Source organism: Pseudoalteromonas sp. NZS11 (assembly GCF_015864765.1).
Classification (GTDB): domain Bacteria; phylum Pseudomonadota; class Gammaproteobacteria; order Enterobacterales; family Alteromonadaceae; genus Pseudoalteromonas; species Pseudoalteromonas arctica.
In genome coordinates this window covers 26,647-45,120 of the sequence record NZ_JADYWP010000007.1, presented here as the reverse complement: position 1 = coordinate 45,120, position 18,474 = coordinate 26,647, and the positions used below count along the sequence as shown (strand labels likewise).

17 protein-coding genes are annotated in these 18,474 nt (G+C 37.7%); 6 read left to right on the top strand and 11 right to left on the bottom strand.

Features of this window, described 5'->3' with window-relative positions; genetic code table 11:
* Positions 1-175: 175 nt before the first annotated feature.
* From I6E82_RS14690 to I6E82_RS14655, 8 genes are all read right to left on the bottom strand, one after another.
* The gene (locus I6E82_RS14690) at positions 176-517 is read right to left on the bottom strand and encodes a hypothetical protein (RefSeq protein ID WP_197118188.1); all 342 of its coding nucleotides are present in this window, start codon (positions 515-517) and stop codon (positions 176-178) included.
* Positions 518-578: 61 nt separating this feature from the next.
* Positions 579-1,043 carry an RNase H family protein gene (locus I6E82_RS14685; RefSeq protein ID WP_197118187.1) on the bottom strand — a complete coding sequence of 155 codons (465 nt, stop codon included), beginning with the start codon at positions 1,041-1,043 and terminating at the stop codon, positions 579-581.
* A gap of 143 nt (positions 1,044-1,186) precedes the next feature.
* On the bottom strand, positions 1,187-1,948 hold the full coding sequence (locus I6E82_RS14680; RefSeq protein ID WP_197118186.1) for a hypothetical protein: 762 nt from the start codon (positions 1,946-1,948) through the stop codon (positions 1,187-1,189).
* Positions 1,949-1,974: 26 nt separating this feature from the next.
* Complete coding sequence (locus I6E82_RS14675) at positions 1,975-2,748, bottom strand: hypothetical protein (protein WP_197118185.1); 774 nt, start codon at positions 2,746-2,748, stop codon at positions 1,975-1,977.
* 4 nt (positions 2,749-2,752) lie between these two features.
* On the bottom strand, positions 2,753-2,938 hold the full coding sequence (locus I6E82_RS14670; protein ID WP_197118184.1) for a hypothetical protein: 186 nt from the start codon (positions 2,936-2,938) through the stop codon (positions 2,753-2,755).
* A gap of 982 nt (positions 2,939-3,920) precedes the next feature.
* On the bottom strand, positions 3,921-4,490 hold the full coding sequence (locus I6E82_RS14665; protein ID WP_197118183.1) for a recombinase family protein: 570 nt from the start codon (positions 4,488-4,490) through the stop codon (positions 3,921-3,923).
* A gap of 190 nt (positions 4,491-4,680) precedes the next feature.
* Positions 4,681-5,091: a hypothetical protein gene (locus tag I6E82_RS14660; protein WP_197118182.1), complete on the bottom strand. Its 411-nt coding sequence runs from the start codon at positions 5,089-5,091 to the stop codon at positions 4,681-4,683.
* 744 nt (positions 5,092-5,835) lie between these two features.
* A complete protein-coding gene (locus I6E82_RS14655; protein ID WP_197118181.1) occupies positions 5,836-6,732 on the bottom strand; it encodes a site-specific integrase in 897 nt (298 codons plus the stop codon).
* Between the two features lie 511 nt (positions 6,733-7,243).
* On the opposite strand from I6E82_RS14655, the gene I6E82_RS14650 reads away from it, so the two are divergent.
* The 3 genes from I6E82_RS14650 to I6E82_RS14640 all read left to right on the top strand — a co-directional run bounded on the left by I6E82_RS14650 (position 7,244) and on the right by I6E82_RS14640 (position 11,841).
* Complete coding sequence (locus tag I6E82_RS14650; protein WP_197118180.1) at positions 7,244-8,902, top strand: Hsp70 family protein; 1,659 nt, start codon at positions 7,244-7,246, stop codon at positions 8,900-8,902.
* Between the two features lie 88 nt (positions 8,903-8,990).
* Positions 8,991-11,102 (top strand): CDC27 family protein, encoded by a 2,112-nt coding sequence (locus tag I6E82_RS14645; RefSeq protein ID WP_197118179.1) that lies wholly within the window; start codon positions 8,991-8,993, stop codon positions 11,100-11,102.
* Positions 11,086-11,841 carry a DUF1266 domain-containing protein gene (locus I6E82_RS14640; RefSeq protein ID WP_197118178.1) on the top strand — a complete coding sequence of 252 codons (756 nt, stop codon included), beginning with the start codon at positions 11,086-11,088 and terminating at the stop codon, positions 11,839-11,841. Before I6E82_RS14645 ends, I6E82_RS14640 begins: the two co-directional genes overlap by 17 nt.
* A gap of 73 nt (positions 11,842-11,914) precedes the next feature.
* On the opposite strand, the gene I6E82_RS14635 is transcribed toward I6E82_RS14640, so the two are convergent.
* Together I6E82_RS14635 and I6E82_RS14630 are read right to left on the bottom strand one after the other, a co-directional pair.
* Positions 11,915-12,163, bottom strand: a complete 249-nt coding sequence (locus tag I6E82_RS14635) for a hypothetical protein (protein WP_007580368.1) — start codon at positions 12,161-12,163, stop codon at positions 11,915-11,917.
* Between the two features lie 92 nt (positions 12,164-12,255).
* Positions 12,256-13,893: a cyanophycinase gene (locus tag I6E82_RS14630; RefSeq protein WP_197118177.1), complete on the bottom strand. Its 1,638-nt coding sequence runs from the start codon at positions 13,891-13,893 to the stop codon at positions 12,256-12,258.
* Positions 13,894-14,155: 262 nt separating this feature from the next.
* On the opposite strand from I6E82_RS14630, the gene I6E82_RS14625 reads away from it, so the two are divergent.
* The 3 genes from I6E82_RS14625 (at position 14,156) to I6E82_RS14615 (ending at position 16,154) form a co-directional block, all read left to right on the top strand.
* A complete protein-coding gene (locus I6E82_RS14625) occupies positions 14,156-14,743 on the top strand; it encodes a hypothetical protein (protein WP_197118176.1) in 588 nt (195 codons plus the stop codon).
* Positions 14,744-14,839: 96 nt separating this feature from the next.
* Positions 14,840-15,754 (top strand): zinc dependent phospholipase C family protein, encoded by a 915-nt coding sequence (locus tag I6E82_RS14620; RefSeq protein ID WP_197118175.1) that lies wholly within the window; start codon positions 14,840-14,842, stop codon positions 15,752-15,754.
* A 1-nt stretch (position 15,755) separates the two neighbouring features.
* Positions 15,756-16,154 (top strand): hypothetical protein, encoded by a 399-nt coding sequence (locus tag I6E82_RS14615; RefSeq protein WP_024590534.1) that lies wholly within the window; start codon positions 15,756-15,758, stop codon positions 16,152-16,154.
* A gap of 23 nt (positions 16,155-16,177) precedes the next feature.
* Here the strand turns inward: I6E82_RS14615 and I6E82_RS14610 are convergent, their stop codons facing one another.
* Positions 16,178-18,448, bottom strand: a complete 2,271-nt coding sequence (locus tag I6E82_RS14610; RefSeq protein ID WP_024609343.1) for a putative bifunctional diguanylate cyclase/phosphodiesterase — start codon at positions 18,446-18,448, stop codon at positions 16,178-16,180.
* Between the last annotated feature and the right edge of the window lie 26 nt (positions 18,449-18,474).

The following is an 18,474-nucleotide window of genomic DNA, read 5'->3' as shown; positions in this document are numbered from 1 at the left end:
TCTCAGAAGATCGTACAGATCGTTTTATACGTGTTTGTTTGGTGAGGTTTAGAGTGCTTCGAGTGTTGCGAATGCGCCTCCGTAACGTCCAGCCTTATTATGCACATTTGCAGAATTAAGTGGAGGGAAAATTGCATTCACTTCTAAATGTTGTCTCGCCTTGTTACGCCATTGGCTAGGTGACTGACTCAATGTTCATCTTATCGAATGCCTCAACTACAGCCATTAATAAATCACTGTTAAGCCAAGCCGCATAACACAGAAGACCTTTCTTTGTGCCTAGAGTAGTCCAGTTAACTCGTTCTTTACTGACTACGTATTTAGTCACCATCACATCATCAGTAATGTTTAGTTCATCTCTCTGCTTGTTACGCCACTCACTAGGCCGTTTGTTTCCTTTAAGGTCATGTGGCGCTATAAATGCTCTCCACAAATCATTAAGGTCATACATGCCGTAAGGTGTCAAAGGTAGTTCAATAGTCTTGTTGTTGAATGTTACAGTTAGTTGTTTGTTCATAATTAATTTCCTCCAAATAAAAAGTATTCTGCTTAAATCAGAGAGTCAGTTTAATTTGTGGTTAAGCAGCAGCTTCACTCGCTAAGCTATCAGCAAGCTCATTGCCTTCAATACCATCGTGACCTCGTACCCACTTAACGGTAACATTAGGCTTAGACTGCTTGAGAGCATCAATAAGCAACCACAAGTCCTTATTAGCTACTGGCTTCTTACTAGCATTCTTCCAACTTTTAGCTTTCCAACCGTTAAGCCATTCGTTGTAGCCTTTGCTAATCACTTGGTTATCTGTATGGATAACATCACAGTCATTGCTAAGCTCTAGTCCTTTAATTAGTGCTAACATTTCACAACGAACATTGGTTGTAGTGCTTCCATCTTCAGGCTCAACTCGTGACTTAAAGGTGTCTATAAGCTCACCGTTAGAGCTATAAATAGCAACACCAATACCACCATGCTTACAGCCAGCCTGATTGTTAGGCGCAGCTCCATCTGTGTATATCATTTTTAGTGTATTATCTTCATTCATAACTATTAATTCCTCTATTAAAGTAAGTTCATGTAAGCTTCTGTAAAGCCCTATCGAAGACAACCAATAGATGAGCCTTATGAGGCCTTTAAAGTCGTCTTATTCGATCTTACAGAAGCTATTTAGTACATTAAATTGTCTTGTTACTCAGTTGCTGATAGAACATTGCCTAGCATCTTATTGACATCTTTAAGTTGGTCTTGGTCTGACTCAAGGCGAGCTAACGAGACCTTAGTTGATGCAATACGACGCCTCTGTTCAACTAAGTTTTTACGTATGCGCTGTGCTACATCATCTTCAAGTTCTTTAATTGATTTATCTCGTTCTGAAGGGCTTTTATCAACATCTTTACGTAGTTTTGCTATCTCAGAGTCACGGTACTTCTCTAGGCTTTTAGTTACATCAATTATTGATTGTTCACAGTGTTTGATAGTCTCATCTAATAGTGCCTTGTTATTGCTTTCGATAGAACGCATAAGCTCTTTACGTCTTTCTATAAGCATATCAATACTCGGCTCAGTGACTTTATAGAGAGGTCGTTTAGCTCCCTCAGGTAACTCTAAGCCTTCAATAGCTTGTGACCAAATAGTATCCAAATGCTTGCTTAAAGCTTTCTTGCTCATAAATACTTGAGTCCAGTATTTTGACTCAGCCACTCCCTTGAACTCAGCTACAGCAGTGTTGTAATTATCTTTTAAAGTTTTAGCTTTCGCTTCAGCTTCACGTTTATCTATTGCTTTTTGGGTATATTTAATTTGATAGTCATCAAAGATTATTCTTGATTGTGCATCGTTATAACCAGTCTTAGTTAAGAGGTCGATACAGATAGCCTCAAGAGCATTTGTACGGTCGATTAGCTTACTGATTAATTGGTCTGCTGGTTGTATTTTTGATTCTTCATTCATCGATTTACTCCTATAAGTTTAATTATTTAAGTGGTTGGATTAAGATATTTGTTAGTTATTGATTCAAGAGTACGTAGACGCGCATAAGCACCTATATGACCAAGTGGTTCATTAGCATTTCGCTTAGCGTCATAATATTCTTGTCTAGCTTTAGCTAAATTAAGATGGTTGTAATAATAGCGATACCAAAGCGCCATGTTATTGGCTGAGATAAACGCTAAGTTGAGAATGGGCTCAAGAACTTCTAGCATCTTTAAGGCTCTGTTTGCATTTAACCTATAGCCCTTAAAGTTACCTTTATGTGTCTTGTGTTCAGGCATTCGAGAGCGACGAATAAAGCTTTTACGACACACAAATACAGCTAAAGTCTTTCTGTTAGGGAAAAGCTTTTCTTTATTGATAGCCGATAAATACATACATACCCAACGCTTCATTGTTTCTTGCCTACCTTTGCGTTCAACTGACTGCTTTAGTAAATACAGTAATTGCTGCTTAATAGGTAAATCACCAAGCCTACGATGCTGTGATAGTTCTTTTAGCTTCTCAGCGTCATCTAATAGTGATTCAAAGGCTTTCTCGTAGTTGGATAAGTCAGCCTCTTTGTACCAGCGTTTACCAGCGTTAAAACCAAGAGCTAAATCTTGGTCGTAACAGGCATATTTACGATTGAGTGCTGGTGGAGTGAATGTAGGATGCCCATTATAGTGAGCTAGTTCTTTATGACGCTTACAGTAAGAAGAGTACTTTAAGTTGTGTAATGGCCTTGAGCATCCCCACACTTTACATGTAGTAGATGACACAGCCTTATACCTCGCTTAATAAATACTTGTATAAACATTCATTTATAATTGCTCCCGCTGAAGCTTTATGACCTCGCATTTCTTGAAGTTTACCTTGATATTTCTTCAGCATCTTTAAGTTTGCCTCAGTAAGGTCAACACGAATGCTTGCGTTTGCTATGGTTTTATATGGTTTTGTTCTAGTGGTCATTAGTATCTCCTTTAAAGTGGTTTTTTAGAAAAATATTTAAGCACAGCCAAAGGAAACTTTTAGCAATGCTGAAGGTTGTTAGGTTTATAAGAGTTAGCCTGTGAGCTGTCACTAATAGAATACACAGGCCTATTCTCTGCTTGGAGGAACTTCTCTGGATGAAGAATATGATAATTATTAACTGATACTCAGAGGCAATACTGAGCCAACGCTTAGGCTTAGGCTTAGGCGGATACAAGTTAATTTATAAAAGAAGAGTGAGCCTAAACACCTGTAGTTAATCATTGATAGATTAATTTAATAATACAGGTATATGTTTTATGTAAGTGATAGTCCTTAAGTACAACTTAATGTAACTTTAAGTATTTCTTGATGTTAGCCTATTAGTTGTTGTATCTAATTATATTTATTTAATTGATTAAAGTGTCAGGACTATCTTAAAGAAGACTAAGAGATATAGGTGTTGGACTTAGATTTGATGACTTAGAGTTGCCCCCCTTACCCCCCACAATTAAGTGAGTAAGTAAGAGGGAACCATTCAAATTACCTATATAGCTTTGTCTTAGCGTTGGACTTGAGTTTGGTTGACTGGTCACTTGCCCCTGAGCTAATGCTCACCACCACAGAGTTAGTGACCGAGTATTTATCTCTGTGATGTCCTATGGAAAATATGTTTAGCTTACCTATTATCCTTAAGTCAGGGAGTCGCAAAGCCTTATATAACAAGGCCTACAGAATATTAGGAAAATCTAATATAACAGTTGACACTCAAGGGAAGCTAAGTTAAATCCTGATGACCTCAATTCATCAACAAGATACCTCAAACCTCCCACAGAATAACAATCAGAAGCCCCTCTACGATCTTCTGACAAGCTTATTATCTCTAAGAAATAGAATACACCAACCATGAAGGAATCGATCTTAAAATAACGCTGAGAGCCTTCTATAAAAGTCAATATGAAACTAAGTGATAGTAACTAAATTAAGACATTTCTTTCTTAATTAACTGGACAGTAGACGGAGCAATTGAAAGCTCACTAGCCACCTTACGAATGCTTAAACCGCTGTTAAGAGCGTCGATAACTTTCTGCCTATCTACAGACCTCTTTCTGCCCTTAAACTTACCAGCAGCTTTAGCTTTCTCAATACCTTCACGTTGACGCTCAAGCAACATTTCTCTTTCAAACTCGTAGACAGCTCCAAGCATCTGAAGCATTAACTTTTGCATTGGGTCTGAGCTGCTACCAGTGAACGTTAAGCCTTCCTTGTGGAATCTAACAGTGCATCCAAGGCTGTTTATGGTCTCGATTAGACTCTGTAGGTCAGCTATATTTCTTGCCATACGACTAATATCATGCACATGAATAGTATCACCCTCACGTATAAAACTGATTAATGCTTTTAGCTCAGGCCTTTCTCTATCTTTACCTGAACATTTATCAATAAATACCTTATCAAGCTTTACACCATCCAATTGTCTAGCTGTATTTTGCTCAACAGTACTTACTCGAATATAACCAATTTGCTTACCTTGAAGTGAATGATTAGACATCTTGACTCCTAAACTGTACCGATTTAACTTTAAGACCATTAAATTATTATGTACTTAAAATTAAAATTCAAGTCTTTTCGATACACTTTAAGCTAACAAAATGTACTCATGAGACTGTATCGTTTAGCCTATACCGTATTCAGTACAGTCTGAAACGCCCATTAAGACGCTAAAGATTACTTATAGATGGTTATTTAATCTTATAGATTTCGATACTGCCAACCTTCTTACCTTCAGCAGAGCCTCCATGATGGTGATATGGCCTCCTAAAGAACAACTCGACCTCTGAGTTCTTCGATATGCAAGCGCATTCAATCTTAGCTCGTTTAAAGGTTAATACAGCTGTCTTTATGGCTTGCGTAGGACTATCGAATAGTTGGTCATCCTTCTGAAGATTTCCACTTTGCCTGTAGATGCGTAGAAGGTATTCCCCTCCATGCTGAAGGTTAGACTTTGATATAAGTTCATCTAAGTGCACCACTGAGTCATCGTTAGGGTCTTCAAGTGCTTTCTGTTTATTAGCTGTCGAAATAATGATGCTAACAATGAGAATTAAGCCACCGACTATTGCGATGAGTACTTCTGCTTCTTTTGCGTCCATGCGTAAATCCTAGTTATTTATTGTTCTTTGATTTAACAGTGAAGTAGCTAGTTTATCAATAAGTTTTTGCTTAAGGGGGGGTACGGGGGGGGAACTCGATTGCCTTATATGTCAAACGGGCTCACAGATTTTTTTACCAAAACATTTGCCTATAGAGCAAGACCTAGCGCTAAACTAAAGGAAGCAGAAAGAGCGCCAAGAAGACGCTCTGATTCATTCTGTAAAGCTTACAGCTCTAACTCAATGCTTTCGTTTAATATCTTTACGAATATGCTTAGACTTAAGCTTACGCTGAGACTTCGAATGAAACCTCTCTAAAGCATCTAAATACTCGTTAGGATACAAAGGTAACTGTCTCATTTGAGACTCCTTGTATAAAACTAATGACACTTAGGGATTGAAAAGCTATACTCACGCTTGCGACAGTATGAGTGCGCTCTTGATTGACTCGTCGTCCTGAGCCACCTTCCCTAACACAGTCTTTAAGACTGCCCCTTCAGTCTGCGACGACTTCAATTAAAATATTCTGTTTCTTACATTCCCCATATTTATTCTATTCTCTAATTCTAAACTGCTTCCTTAGGTGTGCATATAGCAAAGTAGGAAATTATTTACTGTATTCTTAATAACCAGAACACTTATTATATTCTAAACAAAATGAAAATGCACAAACATTTGTTGATAAAAGCATGAATTACCCATGATAACCTGTGGATAACTAAACCTTACCCACAGGATAGCCTTTTAATCCATTAGAGTAACCACATCATTTACTCCTAGGTGCGTATAGCGCTCTAACATTTCTGTAGACCTATGCCCTGAGATAACTTTAAGTTGATTTACAGATAACCCTTTCCTAGCGTAACGAGTAATAGCAGAATGTCTTAGGCTATGAAATGACAACCCTTCAATACCCAAGCGCTTGCATGAGCGTCTGAAAGCCTTGGATAATGACTCGGCATTAACGTTGTATAACAGTGTATTATCATCCATGACCTTTAGCCTGCGCTTTAATATTTCAATAGCTTTAGTGTTGAGTGGTACATACCTTGAATGCCCATTCTTAGATTCGGGGATGTATAACCTATTATTCTCAAACTCTATATGGCCTTTAGCTACCCTAGAGACTTCCCCTCTACGCATAGCAGTCTCGTAAGATAATGCAGCAGCTGAAGCCACCAGCGGAGGTAAATCACCTAGCAGCATGTCATATTCCAACTCAGTGATTACTCGGTCACGTCCTTTACTTTCTGGTGGATATTTAAAGTTCTTAAATGGAAACTCCCAGTCAAGGCCTAACTGCTCTATACCAAACTTAACGATACGTGAAAGCATCTGTAGGTCTAACCTAGCGGTTGAGCTTTTGACTACTCTAAGTCTGAATTTCTTGTAGTGTTCCAAGTCTAGTTTTGTAGGTGGTGTATCAAAGGTTTTCATTAAGCCACGCACACGATATTTGACTGACTCACCCTTGAGCTCTATGTATTGTTCACATACAGAATGGAATGAGATAGTGTGTGTGCCTGTCTTAGCGAAACGCTCAGCATCTTCAAGATTAAGAAATGTCCTTGAGAAACGGTTTCCTTTTTCACGAATCTGTACGTTCCAATTGCCTGATTTGAGTTGTCTAATAGTTGCCATTAAAGCCTCCGATAATTTTTAGATTAACGAAAGGACTTACTTAAAGTATTCACGTAGTGTGTCTTGTAGTCTTGGGTATGATTAACGCAGCGTTATCTCGCAGGGCTCATGGGGTGGCAGGGGTCGAGAGTTCGAATCTCTCCATACCGACCAATTAATTCCTTTAAAAATAACAATCTTCGTTAATCTAAACCCAACAATCAGTAAACTTTACTTCCAGTAATTCGATAATACTCTATATCTAGATCCATATTTTTTTGTTATCAACCTTAATACTAATCTGCTTGCACCTCTCCAATATGTATTCTTTTAAAGACCTCTTTGCTCTCATCAAGAACCGCTACCTATTTTAATAAAATAAAGTTAAGCGTATAATTTTCAATCAGATATTAATAATAGGTTTTTAATTAAACTGTACAATGGCACCGATGCAAAACTAAGTTGAATTTAAGGCTCTGTATTAAGTAACTTAGCATAGCGATGATTTAAGTCATTCAGTAAGGGAAATAAAATGAAAATAGGGATAGATCTCGGTACAACTCATAGCGTAGTGGGAATATGGCAAGATAACGCGGTTAAGTTGATTCCGGATATGGAGGGTAATGTGCTCGTTCCTTCAATTGTTGGCTTGTCGGAAGACAATTATATTCTTGTAGGCCAAGCCGCTAGGGATCGATTAGCAACCCACCCCGCACACACAATTTGTGAATTTAAACGTTTTATGGGCACTGATAAAACCTTTTCATTGGGCGAGCAAGATTATAGCGCAACTGAACTATCAGCCATTTTATTAAAAAGCCTTAAAGAGCAAGCCGAACATTATTTACAAGAGCCTATTACTGAAGCCGTTATTTCGGTACCTGCCTATTTTAACAATAAACAACGCCAAGCAACGCAACAAGCGGCTTTACTTGCAGGCCTTAAAGTTGAGCGATTACTTAATGAACCCACAGCCGCAGCACTCGCTTATGGGCTCGATAATAAAGACTGTGAGCAAACTTACTTAGTACTGGACCTTGGTGGCGGTACATTCGATGTGTCGGTTATTGAGGTATTTAACGACATATTTGAAATACACGCCTCATCGGGTGATAACTACTTAGGCGGTAACGACTTTACGAACGTTATTGAAGAAGATCTTTATAAGAAAAACGATTTGTTCAAAGGTTTTTTCTCAGATAGTGAACTACGTAATATTTGGTCGTTGTGCGAGCGTTTAAAGTGCCAATTAACTAACGAGTCAACAGCCAGCTTTAATTTTGAATATAAAGAAAAAACGTATTCATATACCCTCACTCTGGAAGATTATCGTACATTGTGTAGCGAGTTAATTGAGCGAATTAAGTTTCCTATTAACCGTGCGATGTCTGACGCTGACTTAACACTTGAAGACGTTGATGGACTTATTCTTGTTGGCGGCGCTACGCGTATGCCTATTTTTCAACAGCAAATTAGCCGTGTGTTTTCACGCATACCGCAAACTCAATATAACCCTGACCATGCTATCGCTACTGGTGCTGCAATTCAGGCAGGTATGAGCGCACGTGCTAAAGAATTGAAAGACGTAATAATGACTGATGTTTGCCCATTCACTTTAGGCGTGGAGGTAAACAACAAACATGGTCAGTCTGAGTTTTTGCCTATTATAGAACGTAACGCGACGATTCCTGTCAGCGAAACTCGTTCTGTTTATTCAGCTCACCCTGAACAAGAAAAAGTACTCATTAAAATTTATCAGGGTGAACATTATCTCCCTAAAGATAATGTGTTTTTAGGCGATTTAGAAATAAATCTTGAGCCGTTAAATATAATACAAGAGTTATATTTAACATATACCTACGATCTTAATGGTGTACTTGAGGTTGAAGTGACTAATGTTGCAAGTGACAAAAAATACCGCACTTATGTAGGCGAAAATGAAGAAAGCTTGAGTGAAAGTGAGTTACGTGAACGTTTTTCACGACTTAACGCACTTAAGGTTTTGCCTAAAGACAAACTTGTAAATACTGCATTTAAAGCAAAGTTAGAGCGTTTATTCCAAGAAAATCTAGGCGATAAAAGGCGAGAGATTGGCGAGGCGATTGGTCAATTTATGGAAGTGTTAGAAACACACGATAACCACAAAATAGAGCGTATGATCGAAAATATAAAGCGCTATCTTAGTTATTAAAATTAGCTATTAAAGTTAGTTATTAAAGTTAACTAATAAAAAATAGTTTCAGTTAAAAAATTACATGCATTAAATAAAGAGTGAAGTAATGAACCATTGGAAAATATTAGGCATTGAAGCCACAACAGATAAACGCCTTATTAAACTCGCTTATACAGAGATTCTAAAAAAAACATCGCCAACAGAGTTTCCCGAAGAGTTTAAAGATTTACGAAAAGCATATGAGTTAGCTATTAAAGAGGCTAAACGACCTGCTAAAAATGAAGACACAGCACCCAATCAAGTATTTGAAGATGAGCACGAAAAAAAAGGCGTTGTTGACGAGTCATTTTTTGATGAAGAAGAGCCCTCTCCCGCACCTACAGAAGTTGAAATAGTTAAGCCTCAACCTATCGAGTTAAATTGTGTTCGCTCTATTTCAGAGCTGCAAGCAGCACTCGATGAATTATATTGTAATGTGTTATCTCGCAGCGATGTTGAACAATGGAAGTTATTATTTTCGTCGCCATTATTTTGGGATGTCGATCAAAGTCAGCAAGTCTCATTTACTTTAATTGATTTCTTTTCAGAGAATTACTTTTTATCTGCCACGGTATTTAAATTTTTAGATGAGAGTATGAAAATCTCTAGTGAGTTAGTAACCAATAAAAATAATCACTACCGTGAACTTGCTATTGCACTGCATCATTATATTCAGAGCCTACCACTGCGAATCGATGCCCTATCTAACATTGATCACAATATTAGCTTTGAACAACTGCAGCAGCATCTTCAGTTACGTAATTTAATAGAAGAGCAATGTATATATTCTAAGCTTACAGCTGAGCAGCTAATTACGCTTATGCAGCGAATTAATTTGGTATTTTATAATGACGAGTCACTTTATCTTTATGTTGCTAACTATTTATGGACATTGGGTGCATATACAGAAATTAGTAAGTTACTTGCCTCATTGCCAGAGCCTACAGATGCAAGCATAGATCAGCTGCGAGATTTACAAGCACACGCAGAATTTAAGCTTAAAAACTATGATATAGCACTCACTATTTATCTTGCGCAGCGAGAACTTATGAAAAGTTTTTATGCGATGAATATGACTAAAGAGATTGGTCTGTGTTATTTGCACCTTAAAAATTATGAAAAAGCATATACGTATTTAAACTCTTATTTTTATACTAGCCCTGAGGATATAGACCTTCGCTCTGCTTTGATTATCGCCCGTCGATACTACATAAAAGATCTTAAAAAAAATGAGGAAAGTAACGCTCTTAAAATAGCGACGTTACAATTTGAAAATGGTCGCTACAAAGATGCTTTAATAACGACTCAAACATACCCTCTAATTTTTCACGCTGATTGCAATTATTTACAGGCTTTATGCCTTGCTAAGCTAGAACGCTTAGATGAAGCATTTAACGTTTTTATCGCCTTTATGAATCTACATTTACAAAAACAGATAGATCCTTGGCCACTACTGGTTGATTTATTTATATATTGCCCAGACTCAATTGATTTCAATTTGATAATGGAAACTATCGCAAAAAAAATACAACCATCTCCTAACAAGTTTTATAAAACCCCTCGCGTGCTAGGCTCTGTACAAGAGAATATATACTCACAATTAGAACTCAAAACATTAGATCTTCCAGCGACTGATCATGATGGAAAACCCAATAAACCCATGGGTTACGCCCTCTATGCTGATTTAGACTATAAACAGCAATATGCGTGGGCAATGCTACATGCGTTAATGGCTAAATTGGCAAACTTCGAAGATAAAGCGATTGTGAAGCAAATAAAACAAGCCGCTATTTATGCTATTAAGCAAGCTATGCCAAAAATCACACACCAACCAAGTTGGAGCTTAAAGTTTATTCACATAGCTTTTGATATAGATGATTTTGATACCTGTATTAAGCTCGCAAACATCACGATGAGCGAGTTTTCTAATTTACCACAAACCTACTATTACAAAGGGCGATCGCTAGCTGCCTTAGATCAATATGATGCAGCAATACCCATATTAATATTAGCCGCAGATAAATACGGACATCAGAGGCTTGGGATATACTCACTTGAATTTGCAGTGGAGTGTTGTGAAAAGCTCGTTGAACATGGACAGCCAATGCATCCTAATTACAATGATATATGCCAAAAACTGCAAATAACAAAGGAGATTGTAGATGCACAATCAAAGTGAAGTACCTTGTGTAATTGCGGATGATGCGACCTTAAGTTCAGAACAAAAATTATGGCTTATTAGCCTCTCAGGGCACCTTTCAATGCAAAATGGTTATTCATTGAATACCTTAAAGCATCACAATAAAAACTACACTGACGAGTCAGTTGCTAACGGTAATTTAAGTATTTTAGATAATGCTTATGGCGTTACAACAAAAGAAGAATTAATTGAAACTTTAAATGTTTTTAATAACACATCAAATAGCCAAGTTTTCATGAGTTGTATGGCTGAACTCACCAGAAATGATTTATTAGCAAGATACTACATTGAGAATAAATCTACTGCCTATCAAAATACGCCTATAGGTATTATGTCGGACTGGGCAGGAATACATAAATTCTCACTGGCTCGTTGTGGTATTAGAGCTTTTGATATTGGCCGCTATGCTTTTTTATGTCGTTGTGGTGTTAGCGTTAATTTTTTAACCGAAGAAGAAGCATGGCATTACCTTAAGCCTATTGGAAAACTGGCACAAACCTTATTTATTAGCTGGCAAGAGTATGCAACTAGTTATGTAGTTGGTCGGTGTATATGGCAAAAGATTACAACTCAAGAAACGTACAGCGAGCCAAACCCTGACTTTAATTTTAGCCATGATTTATTTGAAAAAATAAATGATACGGCTGCTACATTACAAAGTATATTAGCTGATGACGAGCACCCATGGTGCCAACTAGATTGGGAAATGTACTTTTAATTTCAATATTTTGATTTTATAAATACTTACTGAATAACGCATTTTGCAGTGTCGTTATTCAGTAAAGTTAATACTAGTGCTTGCGCCCTACACCATTACGTACCATATCTTGCCCTGTTTGGAATACGTCTTCTGTAATCATGCGTGCTAAAAGTAGCTTTTGATTATCGTCAAACACAGCAACAAAACGGCTGCCATCTTTGTTATTAGTAGCCATGCCAACACCAGCAACACCTTTAAGTCCAAAACCACCGTTTTCGACATCTATTAAAAAGCTTTCTAATTCGGCTAAAGTATCAATTACGTCATTTTCATTATTCATCTTAAAACTCTTTTAGTAAGGCTTTTAAATCATTATGGTGGCTATTTTATAGAGAAGAGCCAAAAACTTAAACCCTTGGCTCAGGTTAGTAACTAAATTGACTTTATAGCTAACTCTAAATTGCTTAGCGCACAACCAAACTCTTTTGCATTTACGCGATGATACTGTGTGTCACTCGTTGCTGTAAGGCTAATTATAAACTCGTCTTGTTGAGCGACCGCACTTTGCTCTTGGCTTAGGCACATAGCTTGAGTAAGTGAGCGAAGCTTTGAATTTGTTAAAATTGAGCCAAAACGCTGCACTGGCAGTGGAGGTATTTTTATAGCGGGTAACGCTTCATCTATTGTGCGTGCGCTTAAGGTAAACGTGTTATTGGTAATTTCAATTACACTGCTTGTAGGCCAATACGAGTAGCTATAGCTCTTACTCTCAGGTTGTGCTTTACTTTGGTTAGCTAAATGCACTACACCACTTTTGCCTATTACGGTTATTAAACTACCTTCTGATGATTTAATAACAACCAAAGCCGTATTTTCATCAATACCAAAACCATGTTGAATCTCTGTTTTAGTATTTTTTACTTCGTTTTTATTTAACGCCGCTGCGAGCCTAAATGTACGGTTTTGTTCGTTAAACTGAGTATCTAGTACACCAAAATTAAAGCTGCCAAGTCCACCAGCATTAGTGTTATTTTCACCTTTACGAAGTGCCTCAAGGCTTGTCGTATTTGTAAGCATGCCCGTCACTTTACTTTGGATTGCTGCGCCCGCGCCTTCACCTACAATTACTGGGCGAGTTTGCAATGCTTGCGTCCACGGGTATGGATTATTGTTTTGATCAAATAATACCTTGTGAGTTAATGCTGCATTACCGCTATTAAACATCACACCGGTACTATTTTTAATAAGTGATACAAGTGCATTAGTGCCACTTTTGCATAAAGCGTATTCGGCCTTTGTGTACTCTGGATAAATTGCTTCCCGGTTATACACATTCATTAATGTATTTCTGAGAGCGGGTAATTCATCGCACGAGTTACTCGTAATCGCTTTAGCAAGTGCTGGCGTTAGTGCTAACCATTGAGTGTTTATATTTGATTGTGCTAAAAGACTCTGCGCTACATCTGCCGACTCATAAGGGTCGCGGCTCGATGCCGTAATAGCAAGCATGGTGGGTTTTGCGTTATTAACTTTTAAACTGCCCGACACAAATTGTAAAATACTATTAGTCGCGACCTCAATATTAAAATCGGTATTTACTTGCTCTTTTAAGCGCTCACCGTTTTTATCAAGTAGCGGCACTTCTAGCATATCAAATACAAAGTTGTACTCTTGCTGAGTCAGGCTTTCTAATTGCTGGTTATTTATATCGCGCCATAGCCATAATAAATCTGTTTTAGATACACTATTTGACGATTTACCTAACAAGGTTTTAAGTGTTTTTAATACAGCCGTTTTTGCCTCAACGTTATTATTAGGCCAATGCTGCGTGATGTTTTTTATTTGAGCGCTGCTAACAGCATATAAATTATGTGACTTACCATCAATAGCAGTCTCTTTTTGGCAATTGTTAAGCTTTTCGCTAGTACAGGTAGTAAGCTCTGACCCCACTAAAATTAAAGTTTGGTTTTGCTCTTGAGCCACTGCATTTATTGAATATCCAACACCAAACAATGCCACTAACATACCTAGTAACTTCGGCTGTTGATCACGTAAAAATGCACATATCATAATGTAAACTCTAATATAAATTATAAAACTAATGTGTTGCAGTTTAACAGCTAGCCACTTGAGCCTAAATATATTTTTATAAATGTTAAATAATTCAAGTCCCTGAAAAGCGATAGCGTTAAGCACTTCATTTAAATAAATTGTTTAGCTTACATACTTGCCCTTGTAAATATTAACTAAACAAATTTAAACAGAGCATTTATTGATCAAATTCATTGTTTAAATTACGGTGGTGCATTGTTTTATGTAACTAGGGTGAAATATGGACTTTTCTAATGAAGAGATAAATTTTTTTGCTGAGTTATTCAAACCAAATACAAAGCAACGTTCCCCTCGCGATCATATGCTTACAATGAAAAGCTCTATACCCGCGAGTATTGCTCACCTTTTTACCCACGCTAATCTAACTTTGCTTGCTGAAGTTGCTAATTACCAACTTTGGTTTCCCTTGCAATTAAAAATTGATGAGTTAGGTGTAATTAACCCCACTTTGAGCGCACCAGAAGTAATTGATACAAAGGGCACTCAACGTAGTTGGCGCTGGAGTGAGCTAAATATTAAAAGCCAAGGTTTTAATATTGAATCGATTTCCAGTACTGGAATATTTTTAAAACCATTAAAAAGTGGAGAGAGCTTAAAAAAATTACAGCACATGAGCTTTACCTTACCCAACAAAGAAAGCATATCGATAGATGTAGAACCCGTTAGGCAAAGTAGCCTAGGTATTGCCGCAAAAATCACTCAGATTCATAGCGGACAAGAGCAATTACGCGCCTATCTGTTTGAAGAACATAAACGCCAATATGCTAAGCTGTACGAAAATGGACAACTAATTGAACAGTTAATTTAGTCCCTTTTAAACACTCACAAGCACTTCACTTGGCTTTATTTAACCCCCTCTCAATGTTAATCTGTCCCCCTATTAATAAATCATAAGGATATGACAATGCCAGGTGCTTTTGCGCACATCACAGCCGTTAATATTGCAACGCAAACCAAATCACTTGCTAAAATGGATATGCCTAAAAAGGCAAAACTTATTTTGAGCCAACGCCAAGCATATCTTGAACTAGGCTGTGTAGCCCCCGATTATCCTTACTTAGCAGTAGCGCAGCCTAGCCAAAATGCGTGGGCCGACCTAATGCACTATGAGCACACAGGCGATTTACTTAAAGCCATGATTGAATACTGCAAAACACTTGAAAGTGAAGCATTTGAAAAGTGTTTTGCTTGGTTATGCGGTTATATGGCCCATGTTGCTGCGGATATAACAGTGCATCCGGTTGTTGAATTAAAAGTAGGCCCGTATGAGCAAAATCAAACGGCGCACCGTACCTGCGAAATGAACCAAGATGCATTTATTTGGCAGCGTTTAAATTTAGGTGAGTTAGGTTATGCTGACCGCGTGCAACAAAATATTGGATCTTGTACTAACAAAGACGATAATTTTGATACCGATATTGCAAAAATTTGGCAACATGCTTTATTAACGGTTCACCCAAGCTACGCAGCACAACACGCTCCTAACTTTAATTCATGGCATAACGGTTTTCAGCTTGTAGTAAATAATGTTGAAGAAAGCTATCGATTATTTGCCTGCGCACGCCATGTTGCTGCTGATTTAGGTTTGTTTTATCCTCGCCCAAACGAAGTAGACTCCACTTTTATTGAACAACTAAAAACGCCGCACGAGCCTATGCATTACAACGATATTTTTGACTTTGCCGTTAGTAATATTCAGCACTACATAACCATTATTGCCAATGCCGTATTTTTAGATACTGATTGCAGTGCAATTAAAAATTGGAACCTAGATACAGGCTACGATGAACGCAACACGATGACGGTATGGAGCAAATAAAATGAAACACTTACTTTGTATAAGCCTCATAGTATTACTTAGCGGTTGCTACACTTCAAAAAATAACAATCCAGAAGTGATGGCCGACTTAGCCTCGCAATTAAAAGATATTGCTACAGCCGTTGATGGCACATTAAAATTTAGTGAAACACCCTATTCAACAACTGATGAGTTATTAAAAGCTGCTGTTAATAACGATTTAAGCAAACTTGCACCCTTTGGGGAATACACGCTTATCGTGAACATACAAGATGATAACGCAGTGCTACTCTTATGTGATGCCAATACTGCTTTAATTGAAGATGCAGGCTGTACTGCTCAATCAGATATACAGCATTGGGGAGCTGAGGCTATTCATCAGTGCGAAATAACCATAAACGCCCAACAGCTCTGTAATTAGGTAGTAAAATACCCGCTATACATTTAAAGTTGAGCCGTCATCTCTTTAGGGTTAAACACTAAGCCATGGCGGCTAACATGCTCTGCAAAATTTTCGGCCGGCATTGGTTTCGCAAAGTAAAAGCCCTGAAATTCTTTACACCCCATTTGCGTCATTATTGCTACTTGCTCTTGGGTTTCTACTCCTTCGGCTACACACTTAATATCAAGCTCTTCACACATAACGTGCACCGCTTTAACTAAACTTTTTTGACGCGTAGAGCTCGTTACTTGGCTTATTAATGAGCGATCTAACTTGAGCTTGTTAATAGGGTAATCGGCAAGGCGTGCAATATTAGAATAACCCACCCCAAAATCATCGACCGAAATAGTAAAACCCCACGATTGCAGCGTTTGCATAAGCTTTAGCGAATGCGCTTGGTTTGCCTCAAGAGAGGTTTCAGTCAGTTCTAACTCTATTTGAGGTGGCTTTACGTTAAAGTCGGCAAGGTATTTAACCAGTTTTGACATAAAATCGGTTTGGCTAAAATCAATTAGAGATATATTTATTGCCACCGGCACACTCGGTAAACCCGCCTTGGTCCAATCGGCAATTTGAGCGCACACCTTTTGAATAATCAGGTCGGTTAACCGACTAACCATTCTGTATTCTTCGGCAATAGGAATAAATACCACTGGCGACACATTACCCAGTATTGGACTGTTCCAACGCGCTAAGGCTTCAAGCCCTATACATTGACCTGTTGCATCTACTTTAGGTTGATAGTGCACCGACAAATCGCCCTGCTGAAGCGCTTCATCTAATAACATTGAAATTTCGTATTTTTCGATAAAAGCTTGTGATTGTTTTTCGTTATAACCACTAAGGGCCATATTACAATTTGCTAGTTTAAGTGCTTCGCATGCATTGCTAAGTACTGTTGCGCTGTTTTTTCCATGATCAGGATACTTTGCAAAACCAAATAAAAATGATTGCTGACACTTAGTACCAAATACATTATATGTTTTATCTAATGTATTTTTTATTTGCATTAATAGCTTATCTTCTAGCTCGTTTTGCGAGTTTGCGCCAATTATAAAAGCAAGCTTTCCTACTCCTATATGAGCACACAACAGCGGCCCATCTGGCATCGCTTTTAAACGCTTGTACGCGTTAATAAGTAATGCTTGAGAGTCGGCTTTAGTGAGCTTCAAATTTAAGTATTCACTATTTGCACTTTGCGCAACAATGATATAAAAACCTTTTTGGTATTTGCTTGTTAATCTGTCGCATTGCAGCTCAAACCATTCTCTATTAGGTAGTTTTGTTTGCGAGTCTCTAAAGCGTAAACGTTTATTTTCTTGTTCCATCATCGATAAATTTTGTTTAATGAGCTGCTCTTGCGTGCAATCGTAAAAGTCATATACACGGTAGTTTGTACTCATTGTTATTTGCTGATAACTGGCTTTAAAATAACTTTTTTTGTACTTCACAATTTTATTTTGAGCATTAGAGTCGTCAAAAACTAAGGCCGGAAATAAATGAGAAAGATTAACGCTTCCTTCTTTTAATTCTTTTTTTATACCAAACATATCAATAGCATGTTGATTAAAATCAGTAATGACAAGATTTTCGTCAACAATAATTTTGGCTTTATTTGATTCGGTGAACAGGCTTCGATAAAGCTCATTTTTATCTTTAAGGTGTGTATTAGCGCTTATCATTGTTTTGTTTAAACGCTTAGCAGCCACAATTGTGCGCGCCACAGCAAGGGGAATACAAATGTTAAAAAATAAAAATATAAGCCCTGTAATGTATAAGTCAGCGTCGGGAAGTTGTTGAGCTATGCCGGTTAAACCCGAGACATCAACGTTATTGATGATCATATAAAACGGCGCAATATTTAATACGCCATAAGCAAGGGCTGTTCTATAACCAAGTAGCATAAGTGCGATTATCGGGCAAGAATACATATACATAGAGCCCACTTTAGCAAGTTCTAGGTCTGTTAAAAATAAGTTCATTGACACGCTAGCAGCTACAATGGCTATTAAAAGTGCATGAGCGCTAAAGTGATAAAAACGCTTACTTGCTATAAGTAAACCACATGCAGTAGCAAGAAAGCTGCTTGTTAATACAACAATATAAATTAAGTTAAATTCAATAGCGCTTGTGTACGTGTGGCACGCCACAGCAAAGCATAACACCATTACTAACGATAGAATAATGCGCAGTGCACTTATTCGCCAATTAGCAACCTGATCAGGGGCTGAATAGTGATCGTTTAATAAAAAGAACCTATTGAAAAAATGCATAATAAACAACAGTTAAAGCTCATTCT

Bases quoted from the DNA above. Each gene is read 5' to 3' on its own strand.
- I6E82_RS14615 (WP_024590534.1), top strand. From the start codon at position 15,756: ATGAAACACTTACTTTGTATAAGCCTCATAGTATTACTTAGCGGTTGC.
- I6E82_RS14635 (WP_007580368.1), bottom strand. From the start codon at position 12,163: ATGAATAATGAAAATGACGTAATTGATACTTTAGCCGAATTAGAAAGC.
- I6E82_RS14610 (WP_024609343.1), bottom strand. From the start codon at position 18,448: ATGCATTTTTTCAATAGGTTCTTTTTATTAAACGATCACTATTCAGCC.
- I6E82_RS14620 (WP_197118175.1), top strand. From the start codon at position 14,840: ATGCCAGGTGCTTTTGCGCACATCACAGCCGTTAATATTGCAACGCAA.
- I6E82_RS14665 (WP_197118183.1), bottom strand. From the start codon at position 4,490: ATGTCTAATCATTCACTTCAAGGTAAGCAAATTGGTTATATTCGAGTA.
- I6E82_RS14690 (WP_197118188.1), bottom strand. From the start codon at position 517: ATGAACAAACAACTAACTGTAACATTCAACAACAAGACTATTGAACTA.
- I6E82_RS14625 (WP_197118176.1), top strand. From the start codon at position 14,156: ATGGACTTTTCTAATGAAGAGATAAATTTTTTTGCTGAGTTATTCAAA.
- I6E82_RS14655 (WP_197118181.1), bottom strand. From the start codon at position 6,732: ATGGCAACTATTAGACAACTCAAATCAGGCAATTGGAACGTACAGATT.
- I6E82_RS14685 (WP_197118187.1), bottom strand. From the start codon at position 1,043: ATGAATGAAGATAATACACTAAAAATGATATACACAGATGGAGCTGCG.
- I6E82_RS14670 (WP_197118184.1), bottom strand. From the start codon at position 2,938: ATGACCACTAGAACAAAACCATATAAAACCATAGCAAACGCAAGCATT.
- I6E82_RS14645 (WP_197118179.1), top strand. From the start codon at position 8,991: ATGAACCATTGGAAAATATTAGGCATTGAAGCCACAACAGATAAACGC.
- I6E82_RS14650 (WP_197118180.1), top strand. From the start codon at position 7,244: ATGAAAATAGGGATAGATCTCGGTACAACTCATAGCGTAGTGGGAATA.
- I6E82_RS14660 (WP_197118182.1), bottom strand. From the start codon at position 5,091: ATGGACGCAAAAGAAGCAGAAGTACTCATCGCAATAGTCGGTGGCTTA.
- I6E82_RS14680 (WP_197118186.1), bottom strand. From the start codon at position 1,948: ATGAATGAAGAATCAAAAATACAACCAGCAGACCAATTAATCAGTAAG.
- I6E82_RS14640 (WP_197118178.1), top strand. From the start codon at position 11,086: ATGCACAATCAAAGTGAAGTACCTTGTGTAATTGCGGATGATGCGACC.
- I6E82_RS14630 (WP_197118177.1), bottom strand. From the start codon at position 13,893: ATGATATGTGCATTTTTACGTGATCAACAGCCGAAGTTACTAGGTATG.